A 15,201-nucleotide genomic window follows, 5' to 3' on the forward strand; every position below is an offset into this window, starting at 1 on the left:
GTTTTACTCCTGCAGGCCGCCCTTTTTCTCCAGCAAATCCCGGGTTTCCTCGATAGGCCGATTGCGCAAAGTGGTCACCTCCGCCTGCAATCCCTTGATCGCTTTCTGCGCCTCACTGAGCTGATTGGAAATTTTCAGATAAACCGAAATGAAGAGCAGAAGCGAAATCAGCGAACCGAGAACAAAGGACCAGAAGACGATCGTTATTGCCGGCACATCAAACCGCTTGGCCCAGATGAGGTCGACATCAACCGTCTGGCTCGGGCCGCTGTTATAGACCGCAAAACCGACAATGACCGCTATGATTACCAGTATCAGGATTGACCTGAATACCCACATATTTCCTCCTTGGGAGATTTTGACATCGATTCCATTCCCATATTTGTCAGCGGCACCGTTAACAGCGAGAGCGGAAATCTCCGGCCTGATCGAAAAATCATGCCTATTTTTTCAGGAATGTCAGTCCGTTGACGATCTTAATGAAATCCTGCTCCAGAACGTCAAAATAGCGCCACTCACAAATCATATGCATTATCACAATATTGCTGCCTTCCTTGGCAAAAAATATGGAGCCGCCGTAGAAATCGGTTACCACATCGCCCCGATCCGATTCCGAGCCCGACCGCTGAACCTCAACCGTGTAGCGCTGCTGACCGGCGATTCTCACGCCGCTGATTTCCCCGGCTTCCATCTTGGACCGCTTCTTCAACTGGAACGGACCATTGAGAATTTTGAATTCCGAGATGAGCCGGTTTTTCTGTTTGGATTTGTATTTATCCAAGAGAAGAGAATCCACAAATTGGTCGGCCGTGAGTGAGGTCGTATCTACATACACTGTAATCCGGGGAGCGGTGGTGTAATTGGCCGCCTGCTGAAATTGAATGGGAGTATCATATTGTTTCTTGGTGAGAATCAGACGAACTTCTCCCATGCTCTTTTTCAACGAATAGTTCCAGGCGTCGGGCATGGCAAGTGAAAAATTATAGGTGTTATCAGTGTAAACAGCGTTTTCAACATCTCCGGCCAAATCCTTTTTCTTGGCTCCGCAGATGCTGAAGACAAAAATCGCGATGAATACAGCCATTAAGATTTTCTTCATACTCTTAATCCTCCAGAATGCTATTAACTATTTATCAATTATACAGTTGGTAGTCAAGAATAATTTCAAGAAAATTGGGCCTTTTCGCGCTTTTATGGGAGATGAACAGGTGGTGTTGTTGAAAATCGGAATTATGCCTCTCCACAGCCCCAATATTCTGCCGGAATGCCATTATCGCCAGTCGTCTGAATTTCTATTGCGACTTATATTTTTCGAACAATTGACCCCATTCCGTCCGGGAATATTTCCGAATAATGGCCTTGCCTATTAACGGGTACCAGAACCAATCATGGTAAATATTGCTGGCCAGCGGCGCCCAGACAACCAGAGGGGAGTGAAGAGCAATCTTTTCGAGGAAACGTAGCGGGCCTTTCCGAAGGAGTTGGTCGCCCCAGATCACAAATGACTTTTTGGTCTTGAATCCAAAATTAAGCCGCGATATGTCATACCCAATCACCTCAATTTGCGCCGGGTCGGCCACACCGAGACCTCGTTCATGACACATTCTCAGGTAAGGAATGCTCATCGGATCAAAGCCCATGATCTTGGCCGCAATCGCGTCTATCGCAACCGAATCGGCCGAGGCCAGCAGGATATTCTTGGAATGCGGGGTCATGGTCCGGGGACCGGCGCCGTCGCCGCAAACGGTGCCGTCCATGACGGCCAGAATGGATGGATGAAGTTCCTTCTGCATGATCATCAGGTCGACCAGAACCTCGTGCATATGTTTATGAGCATAATGCCGCACCTCTTTGAGCAGACCGCCGAAGGAGTTTTTCACCGCCCCGGTGGTCGTGGAATGGCCATGGGTTTTCACCGTCGGCAGATGGATTACCTGCCTGCCAATGTACATTTTGGGAATCTCAATTCCCTCGGGGAAAATCTCATTCAGCCGGAGAAGCTTTTCCTTGAAGTGGTAGACAACCCAATCCACATCCGGCAGCGGCGTAAAGTCGAGACCATATTTTCGAAACACCGGCATCCAACAGTTATTTCTGGCCCCCTTAATCGGGTTGGTTACCACGGTCTTATTTTCCAGCGGAAAGAGGTTCTTTCGGGAGAAACCATCTTCAATTAGAGTCTTGATCACTCCCTCAACCTGCCAGGGCTGAGAGGAACAGGCCGGAAAATATTTGGTCCAGGAGAGATTAAGTTTGATTAATGTCTCCCGTTTGGGATCGATAATCTGGCGGTAATCGACCAATTCCAGAAGAGTCCGATAATCATCGAGAACTTTGGTGGAATCGGTTTTTACCGCGGCGACCTTGCTTCTATACGTCATCGGTCAAATCCAATCGGTTTTCTTATCATGCTTTCAACATAATTCCTAGCCGGGCAGAAGTCAAACTCGCCGAGGAGCTTGTGCAGTTTGCGGAGCAGTGTGTGGATGGAACCATATTGCCGGTATTTCTGTAAAAAGGTCAGTCCCTTCATCCGCGGCAGTTTCGGGTCCAATTCCCAGGGGTGGACATAAACGAGGGCCGGGCGGCCGGCGCGGTTTAATCTGCGAATTATTCCCGCCGTGTACCATAGCGGGGAATGGCGAAGATATCCCCCGCCGCAGACGGGAAGATTCTTGCCCAGGATATTCAGGGTTGTCGCCGGAATTTCAAAGAGAGGGCGGCCGCTGTCCAGCTTCATACGAAAAGTATCCCGAGGTGACATCGGATCCCCATACAGGTCATGTTTGACGGGAAAGATCGAGGAATCATATAGAAATCCGAGGTCGGCCAGGATTTCGAAGGCCCATGGGGTGGAGGAGTTTATCGACCAGCTCGGCGCCCGATATCCGACCGGCGTAATACCGCAGGCTTTTCTTATGGCCGCAATCGCCATTTCGGTATCGGAGCGGAATTCCTCTTTCGATATTTTGCTCACCATGATATGACGATAGCTATGGCAGGCGATTTCATGCCCGTGAACGGCAATCCGCTGAATAAGGTGCGGGAAGCGGCCGGCAATCCATCCCAGTACAAAAAAGGTGGCGCGAACGTTATGGCTTTCAAATAGCTTCAAGAGCTTCTCGGTATTCTCAACCACATGGGATTCCAGATCATCCCACTGCCGGTAGTCGATATTCTCCTTGAGATTTTCGACCACAAACCAATCTTCCAGATCGACTGTCAATATATTGGTAACCATAGAAGACCTTGCACTACCCGGCGGGAAAGCGACTCCTTCCGGCAACTATTTACCGGAGGGTTTATAATGGTAGCCGTAATAGTTGCTGTTATAGTAATAAGGCAGAGTATGTTCAAGATTGTTGATCACGACACCCAAAATTTTGGCTTTCTGCGGAGCCAGCAGGCTGCAGGCGCGATTGACTACGCCGCGGGGAGTCGCCCCGGCTTTGACCACCAGAATGACACCATCAACCTCCTCCAGAACCAGAAGCGGGTCCGAAACCGGCACCAGCGGAGAGGAATCAATCAAAATCAAATCATAATAAAATTTCATTTCCTCAACTATCCGGTGAATGGCCGGGCCGTTAATCAGGTCGGACGGATTGGCCACGGCTTTGCCCGCCGTCATAATATCCAGCTTCTCGAAATCGGTCGTTTTGATATTGTTTCTGGCAGCAGTTCCATCGGCCAGGACTTCCGATAGGCCGTTTTCACGCGGCAGGGAGAAAAGGCGATGAATGGTCGGTCGCCGCAAGTCAAAATCAATCAACAGGGTTTTGCGGTTCTTATGGCGTACGGCAGTCATGGCCAGAAAGGAGGAAACAATCGATTTTCCCTCCGAGGTCATTGCCGATGTTACCAGAATCGCCCGCTTCTCACCCAGGCTTTTGACATTGTTGACATTATGAAGCAGCCGCCGAAACTCCGACGCTTCCGGCGCCTCCGGATCAAAATAATCTATTATTGAAAGGGTTTGGCCTTTACTCAAAGGAGCTCCTGTCATCCATGTTTTTCCGATATATCCACAATGGCGTCGGAAAGTTTCAAATAATAATCCTGGCACAGATCCAGAGAACGCTGGGCTTTCAAGAGTTTGGGATTTATTTCAAGAGTCTTTTTGAAGTAATCAGTACTCTTCTGCCAGTTAAACCGGGCCTGATGCAGATAGCAGATCCCGAGGTCATAGTACAGGTCAACATATCCCGGATTTCTGTTGATTTCATTTTCCAAAAACTTAATGCGGTCGGCAAGATTGCTTTCGGCGATCCAGTCGGTGTAAATCAGAAAACGATGGAAATAAGAGGATCTTTCCCGGCGAAGTTGCTCCTTTTTTGCTTCCCTGGCCCCTTTTAAAAGCATATAGGCCCGTTTGAGCTCTTTGTTGTTTAGAGAGGCAATGGCTTCATCGTAGGGCGCAGATTTGTATCCCGGGTATATCAGAACCGCTTTCTTAAGAAGATCGGAGGTTTTTCCGGCTAGGTCGGCGTAAAGGTTAAAATCCTCTTTGGTAACGGCGTTGAGAATATACGTCAACGCGAGATTGAAATAGGCATCGGCATAATAGATATTCTGCCGGATTGCCTCATCAAACTCGATCAGTGCCCGTTTGCAGGAACCGGCGGCCAGATAAGCCTCACCCAGAGCATTTCGGTAATCGGCAAAATTGGGGCGAAGCTCGACCGCTCTGACACCGGCCTTGATCGCCGGCTCGACATGCCCGAGGGCCGTTTCGGCCTGGGCCAAATAGTAAAACGCCTCGTGATAATCATGATTCAGTTTCACGGCCGATTGAAACAACTGCCGTGCCTGGGTGTACATCCGTTTGTAGTACAGAGCAGTGCCGAGATGGAACATCATCTCCGGGCGCCCCTGGGCAATGACCTCCTTGAAGCTCTTCAGGAGATATTCCAGTTCCGATTTCTTCTCGCCGTGGGTCGCTTTGATCAGCTCGAGAATTTCCGGCTCGCCCATCTCTTCCGAATGAGGCATAATACTGGAATCCAGCAATTCGCCATTGGCGAACAACGACGTCTTAATAATACCTTCCCGGGTATCATTGACCGTCTGTATCAAGAATTCCTTATCGTCTTCGACAATACGGCTATCGAGTCGATACGATTCCATATTATCTCTCCTTGCCAAAATATAATTGGCTCGATTTTTTAAATGAAAATTCAACAAACATAAGATGACTTCTTCTTCAGAAATGCTCGGCGATCGCGGTCAATTCCCTCCCAATCCAAATAGAGACAGCCGGTCGGCAATGAGAATCAGGGAACCGATTCCCCCAAGCATTCCAATCCAGCCGGCCATGGAGTCTATGCCCAGAAAGCCCCGACCTCGCCGCGAGAGAACAATGGTATCCTCTGGTCTGAGGAAGTAGCGCCCCGGTCTTCCGGTTTCCTGATATTTTTTCAAGTTGACTTTTAGAATCTGAGCATAACGGCCATCCTTGGTAACCACCCGGACATTTTTGAGGTCGGCGAATTCGGAGGGACCACCGGCCAGAGCGATGGCATCAAGCAAATCCGTGTTTTTTTCAAGCGTCATGGCTCCGGGGCGGAGGATTTCACCCATAATATAGAACAGGTTTTTCTGGGTCGTCTGATCGCTTAGGGTGGTGGCCGGCAAACCGGCCGGGGTTCTGGGAATTTCGATTGTGTCGCCGGGTCTGATTTCGGGAAGGTCCTTCATCCGTCCGGAGGTCACCAGGGCCAGAACATTGACCACTTCAACCTTGCCGGCATCCCCTCCGCCCCGGATAATCATCACCCGACTCAGGTCGCCGAATTCGGTCACCCCGCCCGCTTCATTGATGATACTCCAGAGGTCGGGAATTTTCTCATAGGTTCTTCGGCCGGGGGATTGAATCTGCCCCGAAACAAATACTTTCAGATAATTGTATTCAATGACCCGCACGACCGCCTGCGTGATGGCGCCGTTGAATCGGGAAATCTGCTTGACAATTTTCTTTTCGAGGTCGGCGGTGGTCAGGCCGGCGGCTTCGATCTCCCCGGCGATATCCAGCGATATTTTCCCATCCTCGCGGATCTTAACGACCGCATCAAGCGTGCGATCCTGCCAGAATTTCACTTCCAGCACGTCACCGGGACCGACTTCGTACGATTGCGCCGAAGAAGGCGCGGTCAGACCCAGCCATAGCAACCCCAGGCCAATAATAATTTTGAAAACTTCCCTGTGCACTTTTAATATGCTTCCTGATAATAGATTATAGTCTTCCATGACTTCCATCGCTTCTCAATATAATGAAATCGGCATTATTTCAAAATTCATTTACATTCTTTTCGGACGTCAGCTCTTGTGGCTGAATTCGGACTGATACATGCGGCAACAGTTTCGTCCTTCCGATTTGGCTTTCAAGAGCGCCATATCGGCGGTATCAATGAGATTATCAATGCTATCGGCATCCAGGGGGAAAACCGCTCCCCCGATCGACACCGAATATTTATGTTTCTGGCCGCTTCCCTCGATGACGCAGGGGGTAATGGCGATTTTTTCCTGAATTCTCTCCATAAATAGATGAGCTTTTTCCCGACTCGTTTCGGGCATTATCAGGCAGAATTCATCGCCGCCGTACCTGGAAATCACATCATTGGAGCGAACCGATTCCGTCAGCACGGCTCCAAAACATTTCAGCAGGTTATCCCCGGCCAGATGACCATATTTGTCGTTGATATTCTTGAGGTCATCAACATCGAATATCAATAAGGCCAGATTGCGGCCGTACCTTTTGGCTCTCATAAACTCTTCCCGAATCCGCTTCTGGAAATAACGGAAATTGTAGATTCCGGTCAGGCCATCGGTATAAGAAAGCTCCTCCGCTTTTTCGAAGCGACTGACATTCTCGACCAGAGGCAGGGCCTCCAATTTGAATCTGCGCAGTTTCTCGGCCACTTCATCAACCATCTGTGAACCGCTCCAGGCCAGAAGAGCTTTGCGGTTGTCTGTCCAGGGGAGAGCGGTCAGATAGCTGATATTCCCATTCTGCAGCTTGCTCCATTTTCCCTCGAGCGCCTGAAAAGACGGCACCGGATTCTTCATATCACATATCTTGTCAGGTTGCAGGCGGCTGATTATCGAATCGTAATTTTCCTTGAAAATACGGTCGGTTTCTTCATTCAGGTTCCAGCGGACCGAAACCATGGCCTCATTCGGCTCGTCGGCCCGCACATAAAAAGCCATTCGGGAAAAGCTGCAGTCCTTCCGCAGCCCATTGATCAACTCGGGAATAAGTTCGCGGCTGTTCCGGATGCGGAGGTATTTCACTAATTCGCTCCCCGATTCCACATCTCTTGAGGAAACGGCCCTTTCCTTGATCTCACCCAATTGCCTGAACCTGTCCTCATACCTTTTTATCTGTTGTTCCTGAATACCGATATGGTAGGCGGTCGAGAGATTGAAAGCAAGGGCCGTGGATAGAAACTGCAGTTGGCGATTTTCGGGTGGGAGCGAGGTAGAAATAAAATAGACGCCATATAAATTTTCGCGAAGGTAGGCCGGAAAGAAATAAGCAAATCCGGTCTGCTTGATTATCTTGGAATAATCGGGAGGCAAAACCGACGAAAGCTCCTCAATCCGCGATATCTGGTGAAACGACTTCAACTTACTCTGCAAATTGGGCGTAAGCCGGACTCTGAAATCCTCCCTTTCGAATCGCTGCAATCCGGAATAGTAATTAAGCTCCAGCGCCCCTTTATAATACTTGAGGAAAATTATCTTATCGCAGTCCAGATATTTTTTGAGAATAAAAGAGACTTTGCCGGCAATATCCTGAATTTTCCCCGCGCGAATATTATTGACCATGGCGGTCACCAATTCATTTATCGCCTCTTCCTTAATAAAGATCGTCCCTCTGGTGCGGCGATAGCGGATGATAATGGACGCCGCCAAGACGATCACCAAGACCGTCAGAATAATGATTAAGATTATCTCTGTCATGTGCTTATGTCAACTCACGCCAAATCAAATTATTTGTTTCAATTCCTGCTGTCAACGAAAATCAGAACCGTTTTCTGGTCTGCCGGGCATACCGAAATCGGGCCCGCCGTGATACCAGACGATGTTTCCTCAAGATTCTGAAAATTCCCCACCAACTTATGCGAGACGCATGCCCCGATTCCTCAAGCACCAGGCGCAATTCCGAAATAGTATAGAAAGGGTCGTCCCGTATCGCTTCCAACAGCAACTGCTCCGTTCGGTCGATGGGAAAACCAGCGACCTCGGCCCGGCTGACCTCTTCTCTGCGGGTTGAAAAGGAATCCCCTCCCGGGGGTAATTCCTTAACGACCGTGCGGACGCCTGCTATCGGGTCTTTTTTTTTTACGGGGTCAGCTTCAGCGGGCGCCCCAAAGGCGGTCTTGGCTGCGTGGACACTCTCATAGGCAGACAGGATATTATCAAACTCGAGGAGCTCGTAAATTTCATATACGTTGGGAACCATATTGGCCAGTTTGATATCACCCTTATTTTCCCGAATTTCCTTAATACGAGAGATGAAAATACCCCAGCCGGCCGATGAAATATAATCGACTCCGGCCAGGTCAAGAATGATATGGTAGCGGTTCCGTTTCAGAAGTCGGTCTAAAACCTCCTCGAGCCGGGTGGCGGTAAGAGTATCAATAACACCATCAACGCGAACCTGGGAAATGCTGTCATCACGACCGCTTTCCGAGACCGATATCTTAATGTTCTCCATATTATCAATTATAACCAATATTTCATAAAAGGGAGATAAAAAAATGGGCGGCCCGACCCCGAATTGGCCGGCTAACAGGAGAAATCTGCCTTACTCAAGAGTCTCTGATTCGAGGGGTTGAATTCCCCCCAATGGGCTCTCGCCGCTCGAACAGACCGTTATGAAGGTAATGTCATCATTTTGGACGGCCATGCCGGCATGCTGGTCAATGTCGCCCATAACCATCTGCGATATCGCCCTGGGATCCTTGGTCCGGCTCCGGACTACCTTTTCGTTGAATAGATTGCAGAGACGTTCCAGGCCATACTTTTCTTCCAGCCGATTCATCGATTCGGTAATCCCGTCGGTATATATAAAGAGAATATCACCGTCCTGAATATCGACACTCTGCTCGACTAATTTCTGAGCAAAGCCGTTATCCGTGGCCAGAGGCAACCCCAACGGTACCCCGGGAGGATTGAGCAGCTCCGCCCCGTTTCCATTATGTCGACAGTATATGAGGGGATTATGTCCGGCGGAAACAAAATTGATTCTCCTCTTGGTCGTATCGAAGACCGCCAAGAAAATAGTGATAAATACGCCCGGCGGGATGTCATCCTTGATGAGATTATTGACCGCCACCAGAATATCGTGAGCCGATAACTTATTTCTGGCCTCGATACGAATGACGGTACGAAGCATTGACATCACCAGCGAAGCCGGAATCCCTTTACCCGAGACATCGGCTACCAGAAGGCAGTAGTTCTCCCGGTCAATCTGGAAAACATCGTAGAGATCGCCGCTGATCCGGGAGGCGGCGCGATAAAATGCATCCAGTTTAAGGCCGGGAATTTCGGGAAGTTTGGCGGGCAACAGTGTCTTCTGAATCTGGCTGGCCACCTCGATTTCTTTGGCCACTCTCTCCCGCTCAACGATATTTTCGTGGTCGCGGCGAAGACGGCTCATCATTTCGTTCAGCGCTTTGGAAATCTCGAAATATTCCTCCACCCCTTCCAGAGGAAGTTCGGTCTCGATATCGCCGGAACTGAATTTCCGCACCCTTTCGGTGATTCGGACAATTGGGCTGACAAAATAGCTGGATAAAAGATAGATGCCGCCGATCCCGATGAGAAGTCCGATTACGGTGAGAAAAATAATAGTGCGTCGTTCGGCGTTGATTTGCCTGATATACGGCTCACTCGAATAAGTGATATAAACTCGGCCGCTCACCCGGTCGCCGTTTTTTATGTAATGAATCTGATAATTCATCTCCTGCCCATTTTCAACGTAGGTCTGAAGGCGCCCCACCCTGGTCGAATCAATGTCCTTGGGCGGGACATATTTCTTGCGCAGGTTTCTGATATCTCTGGTATCAGCCAGAATGGCATCGGCCGAGTCGGTGATAACCAGCGTGGTCAATTCGGGATTGGCCCGAATATAACTCATCGCCAGTACATCGAATTCAACATCGGAGCGACGGTTGAGAATATAACCCGCTCCCTGCGCCGCCACAGTTTTGGAAAGCGAAGCGACCGTCCCGTGCAGATGTTCTTCGATTCGCTTGACGCTGCGATTATTAATAATAAAATAGGCTCCGGCGATTATGGTCAGCATGATCATGAAAGTGTAAACGGAGAATTTTACTCTTAAATTAAACATCCGCCCCATAAACAGGCGGGTCTTCTCCGGCTGCCGGGTGATGAGCTTGGACATGCGCAATTCATTGAACCCGGGCGTGGATATGTACTCCACCGAGTCCATAATCTTGTTGATCATGTAGAAGCCCAGCCCGCCTTTCCTTCCGGAATCGACCAATTTCTTCAAATCGAGCTTGATGGCTCCATCGGGTTGAAAAGAGCGCCCGGTATCAATCAGAGAGAAAATGATGCGGCGTTTGAAGATGATGATTCTTATCCGAATCGTCCCCTTTTCATAAAGATAGGCATGCCGAATAATATTGGTGACCCCTTCCTCCACCGCCAACGTGACGGCGCTGACATCGCGGCGGGAGAGATTGGCATTAATACATGATTCCCGCACCAGGTACTGGATGGAAGGGAGGTATTTATCTTCCGCCTGATATTCGGCGTTGATTTCCTTAATGGGTCTTCTAAACATCGCCGGAAAAGTAAGAAGAAACCGGAACTAATTCCACGATAAAAAATCGATTCCGGCTGGAACAGATCATTATTTGTTCTGCAGCCTCAGTCTCGCCTGCTCGATATTATTCATCGTGTTCTTGTTTCCGGGATAATATTTGAGCACTTCCTCCCAGAGCTTGATAGCATTGGCATAGTCCTCTTTGCGGAAATACTCGAGCGCCGACAGATAAATCTTCCAGACTCTTTCATCTTTTTGGAGGTCCTGCAACTCGGTGGATTCTTTCATGAGAAGAGCGATTCTCCCCTCGTAATCCCGGGCGACTTTATTCTGGGGGTCAATCTTAAGGACTTCATCGAACCGTCCTTTGGCATCAGAGTAGAGACCCGAGGCAAAGAGCTCCGCGCCTTTATTGATGAGCTGCAGTTTATTCAATTCGGTCCCGTCTTTGGCAATCAGTTGCTTGACCTCCACATTGCCCGGAGAAAGTTCCATAACACGATTATAAGCGGTCAGGGCGTCGGCGTAGCGCCCGTCACGATCGGCACGGGAGGCCTCGTCCATCATTCTACCGATTTCCAGGTCGCGGCCGGCGGTGACCTGATCCCTTAAAGCAAGGAATTTCTGATCGTCCGGCGACCTGCCCAGCCCGAGGTCGATAATATCAAGAGCCGCCGCAAAGGAGCCCTTATTGAAGAACAGCTCCGCTTGGGAGTAATATCCGTCAAGAAGCTGCTGCGTCATATCGGCCTGCGGCCGGGCTTTTATTTCCTTCTCGGCCAGAGCCGATTTCCGAAGTTCATCGATCTGGTTGACTCTATGACGGGTGTCGCGGTCATCCTCGTTAAAGGCCAGCGCCCTTTGATAATAGGCGTATGCGGAATCAAGAGAATTATTATGGTAGTACTTGTCGGCAAGCTCTTTAAAGAGACGAAATGACCGCTTGCGGTCTTCCAGTATCAGGGAACTTCCCCGCGCACTCTCAAATTCCTTTTCGCGCCGGATTTTTTCAGAGACCGAAGTGCCCAGCCGGATCGACAGCCCCAGCCGATGCGAATCGGAAAGACCATCCATGAATTTGTAGGCATAATCGAAGCGCAATTTTTGATAGATAATACCCAGTCCGAATGTCAGGTTGTCGCGATCGTAGCCGGCGCGCAAAGATAGATAATCGCGATAAATAGATTCGGCACCCAGATGAAGTTTGACTGAACGATTTTCGCCCTTCTCCAGCCCCAGACCGATATTATGGCGGAACCCGCTCCCCAGGCGCACATCCTTGGCACCGATGCCGGCAACGACCGTCATGGGCGTTATTTCGAGAGCGCTTCCCAATCGCAGACGGGGTGCAATGATATCCTGGAACGAAATTCCAGCCGATATATTTTTTATGATGCGGCTGTAAAATGAGATATCCAATCCGACGCCATAGGTCGAATTTCTATCAAGTGTTTGATTGACTATTTTCAGACCCGTGCCGAAAGAAAAACCTTTTTCCAGCTTATGCCCATATCCTAATATCAGTTGCCAGGTGGCATAGGAGAATTCCCCAACTTCATTCCAGTCCTCACGCCGCATGATATCGCCCGTGCCGAGCCGCATGAAAGAAACACCGAATCCACCCAGTTTGGGATGGGGATAGACAAAAGAGGCGACATCATATACCGAGCCCTCATAGAGGGTCACATGCATCAGATTGATTTCCTGATTATCCAGAAGAGTGAGGGCCGCCTGGTTCCAGTAAATAGCCGAGGCGTCATCGGCCAGACCGACAAAGCCACCGCCCATTCCCAGCGCCCGCACCCCGGAGCCGATGGAAAATTGCGATTCTCTTCCGGCATCACCGGCCCCGACCGACCCGGCCGTGAACAGCATGAAAAAGATGGCGATTGCTATTTTGTGCCACGGTGCCTTCATTTCATCACCGCCAATTTCAGTTTATATGATTGACCGCTTCTTTCGTCTCTGACAATCATCACATAAGCGCCGTTTAAAACCACTTTTCCTTCATCATTTCGACCATCCCAGCTGATATAGTTGGAGCCTTCTCTTCCGCCTTCGGAACCGGCCGGGAATGTCTTTTCAAAGACTTCCTCACCGGTCAGGGTATAGACTTTCATTGTGATCGGAGCATCGGCTTCAAGGTTGTAAGCGACTTCGGCCATTTGCAGGTCGGGATTAAAAGGATTATTCCTGACTATAAATGATCGCTCCAGAGAATGCGCCGTTATCACGAAACTGCCGCCGATGCGGAAATTGCTTTCGTATTTCCCGCGCACCGGGACCGGCTGGTTGAGACGAGGGCCGGAAACAAAAATAGCCCTTATATCGCGGTTTTCGATGGTGACTTTGAATCCGGAAACGGAAATCTTATCCTTAAAACCGGCAATAAAAGCGAGGGTCACTTCATCCTTGGCGCCAAGCCGAAAATCAGCAAAGGTCAATCGCAGCAGATTATCCACCACCTGGGCTGAGGTGATCTTTGTTCTCCCGGAATAAAAACCGCTCTCTTCCATAATAATGATGGCATCGGGAAGTATCACGCGATCCGCACGATCGGATATATGAATATCAATTGATTTCAGGCCGATAACATTGATCGGATTCTCCGTGTTGTTTTTCAATTCCAGAGAGAATAGCTCACGTGAAGCCCCCTCGATCACCAGCGGCGCCTGACTGACAACACCATTCACGAGGAGTTCCGCCTGAGCCGGTTCAACATCCAACGGAATTTCGACTGAGTCAACCGCAACTCCGGCCGGAAGTCCGGTGTTCTTGTCGAGCGGCACCTGAGTCAGATTAATCTTGAGCCTTACTGAGGCGGTAACCGATGGCGCTATCAGATTCCAATAGGCGGTGGAGTCGGCATCAATGGCAAGAGGTGATGGATCCGGCACGCCGAAATCATATCCCCCGGTCGAGAGCGATACTTCCCCTCTCGACACTCCCGCTTCCCCTTCGTTTTCGAGCTTCGCGGCAATCGAGAAAGTCTCTCCGTAATCGACATAAGGATAACTGCCCAGACCTTCCGGAAATGCGACCAGCTTGATAACAGCCGGCGACTGCACCGTAACGGCGGCCGTGTTGTCTTCGGCCGGTAGAACGAGTGCTTCGGGAGAGGATATAAACGCCTTGAAGATTTTGATCGGTATCGAGACGTTTTTGGCAGTCATGGGAAGCATCACATCAATTCCCGTCAGAGGCGGTATAACCTGGCCGCTCTGCACAGAAAGAGTGTCCTTCCCATTCTCGGAAGTTACAAAAACAGAAACATCATGTATCGTGTCGGCCGAAAGATTCTGCAGGCCGACCTTGATGGAGAACTGCTGACCATAATTGACAAACGGCGGATTAACCGTCACCAATTCGGTTGAGACAATTTTCATCTGCGGCAGGCTTGTGACGGTAATAACATCCGACCCGAAATTCATAAGGTCTGTCCGGAAAGAATATAACTCCTTGCCGACGATAGTCAGGCTGGGTCTCAATTGTTTCCCTACAAGATTGATAGGAATATTAATTTCATCGGTGACGATATGATTCGCCCCGGCATGCAGAGGTCTCGGAAACTCGGCCAGCGAGGCATAAATGACGCCATCGTCATGCACAAATGTCATCACCGAATTCAGGTCGTCAATACTAATAGTCGTGGAACCTGTAAGATTCAGATCAAATTCAAAAGCGTGATTCATACCGCCCGAAACCATCGCGGGTGACAGAGAGGAGGTCTGATAGGATAGAACCGCCGGGAACAGAACATAGAGGGAGTCAAATCCTTCTAAGATTCCTCCAAAACGTGAAAGCATATCGGTTCCACTGACGAAAGTGACTGCCGCTTTCAGCGATTTGTACCCTTCCCGGCGATATTCCCCGGCCAGTTCGGGGATTTGTACCGCGAATTGCTCGAAAATGAAGGTCTGGCTGTCGATAATGGAATCCAGCCTTGGCCACGCGAATTCCGCCCAGGTCGTATCATCCAATTTCATACTCAGGGAAACACTGCCTCTCAACTGCTCGACATCAATTTTCCTGTTAGACCGTATTTTGATTGAAAGAGTAGGCAGAATAGAAGGGGAAAGCACGGTATCGACCGTCAGAGAGCCATCCACATAACTAAAGCTTAATCTGTCTATAATGTGAACGGAATAGGAGCGACTCCGAGTGATGACAATCGTGTCATTGCCATAATAGTATTTTGAGGTCACTTCAATCGAGAGAGTATCATCAATATTGGGCTGCGCACTGTCGCTGGGAACGGCGGCACTGACGCGAAATACGCCATTGGGAGGAATGGAAGAGATTTCACGCTCGACAGCACACTGATTCGGGCAGGAGCCAAGATGCGCCGAGAACAAGACCGCCGGTAAAGTTGGTAAATCTCCTTTATTTTGCAGTCTCGCATC

Annotated in this window: 12 protein-coding genes; all 12 read right to left on the reverse strand. The window is 49.6% G+C overall.

Features of this window, described 5'->3' with window-relative positions:
• Positions 1 to 3: 3 nt before the first annotated feature.
• The gene (locus tag NT002_08645; GenBank protein MCX6829330.1) at positions 4 to 339 is read right to left on the reverse strand and encodes a lipopolysaccharide assembly protein LapA domain-containing protein; all 336 of its coding nucleotides are present in this window, start codon (positions 337 to 339) and stop codon (positions 4 to 6) included.
• Positions 340 to 442: 103 nt separating this feature from the next.
• Positions 443 to 1,099: a hypothetical protein gene (locus tag NT002_08650; protein MCX6829331.1), complete on the reverse strand. Its 657-nt coding sequence runs from the start codon at positions 1,097 to 1,099 to the stop codon at positions 443 to 445.
• Between the two features lie 193 nt (positions 1,100 to 1,292).
• The gene (locus NT002_08655) at positions 1,293 to 2,381 is read right to left on the reverse strand and encodes a DUF362 domain-containing protein (protein ID MCX6829332.1); all 1,089 of its coding nucleotides are present in this window, start codon (positions 2,379 to 2,381) and stop codon (positions 1,293 to 1,295) included.
• Positions 2,378 to 3,241 (reverse strand): DUF3473 domain-containing protein, encoded by an 864-nt coding sequence (locus NT002_08660; protein MCX6829333.1) that lies wholly within the window; start codon positions 3,239 to 3,241, stop codon positions 2,378 to 2,380. Before NT002_08660 ends, NT002_08655 begins: the two co-directional genes overlap by 4 nt.
• A 45-nt stretch (positions 3,242 to 3,286) precedes the next feature.
• The gene (locus NT002_08665) at positions 3,287 to 3,991 is read right to left on the reverse strand and encodes a CpsD/CapB family tyrosine-protein kinase (GenBank protein MCX6829334.1); all 705 of its coding nucleotides are present in this window, start codon (positions 3,989 to 3,991) and stop codon (positions 3,287 to 3,289) included.
• A gap of 11 nt (positions 3,992 to 4,002) precedes the next feature.
• Positions 4,003 to 5,127, reverse strand: a complete 1,125-nt coding sequence (locus tag NT002_08670) for a tetratricopeptide repeat protein (GenBank protein ID MCX6829335.1) — start codon at positions 5,125 to 5,127, stop codon at positions 4,003 to 4,005.
• 99 nt (positions 5,128 to 5,226) lie between these two features.
• Complete coding sequence (locus tag NT002_08675) at positions 5,227 to 6,255, reverse strand: SLBB domain-containing protein (GenBank protein MCX6829336.1); 1,029 nt, start codon at positions 6,253 to 6,255, stop codon at positions 5,227 to 5,229.
• A gap of 60 nt (positions 6,256 to 6,315) precedes the next feature.
• Entirely contained in the window at positions 6,316 to 7,962 is a 1,647-nt protein-coding gene (locus NT002_08680; GenBank protein MCX6829337.1) for a GGDEF domain-containing protein, read from the reverse strand.
• A 61-nt stretch (positions 7,963 to 8,023) separates the two neighbouring features.
• Positions 8,024 to 8,719 (reverse strand): STAS domain-containing protein, encoded by a 696-nt coding sequence (locus NT002_08685; protein MCX6829338.1) that lies wholly within the window; start codon positions 8,717 to 8,719, stop codon positions 8,024 to 8,026.
• A gap of 90 nt (positions 8,720 to 8,809) precedes the next feature.
• Entirely contained in the window at positions 8,810 to 10,816 is a 2,007-nt protein-coding gene (locus NT002_08690) for a SpoIIE family protein phosphatase (protein MCX6829339.1), read from the reverse strand.
• A 69-nt stretch (positions 10,817 to 10,885) separates the two neighbouring features.
• Complete coding sequence (locus NT002_08695) at positions 10,886 to 12,715, reverse strand: PorV/PorQ family protein (GenBank protein ID MCX6829340.1); 1,830 nt, start codon at positions 12,713 to 12,715, stop codon at positions 10,886 to 10,888.
• A partial coding sequence (locus NT002_08700) for a hypothetical protein (protein MCX6829341.1) occupies positions 12,712 to 15,201 on the reverse strand: 2,490 nt, incomplete at its 5' end. The genes NT002_08695 and NT002_08700, both read right to left, overlap by 4 nt.

This window comes from Candidatus Zixiibacteriota bacterium (assembly GCA_026397505.1).
Taxonomy (GTDB): Bacteria; Zixibacteria; MSB-5A5; order GN15; family PGXB01; genus JAPLUR01.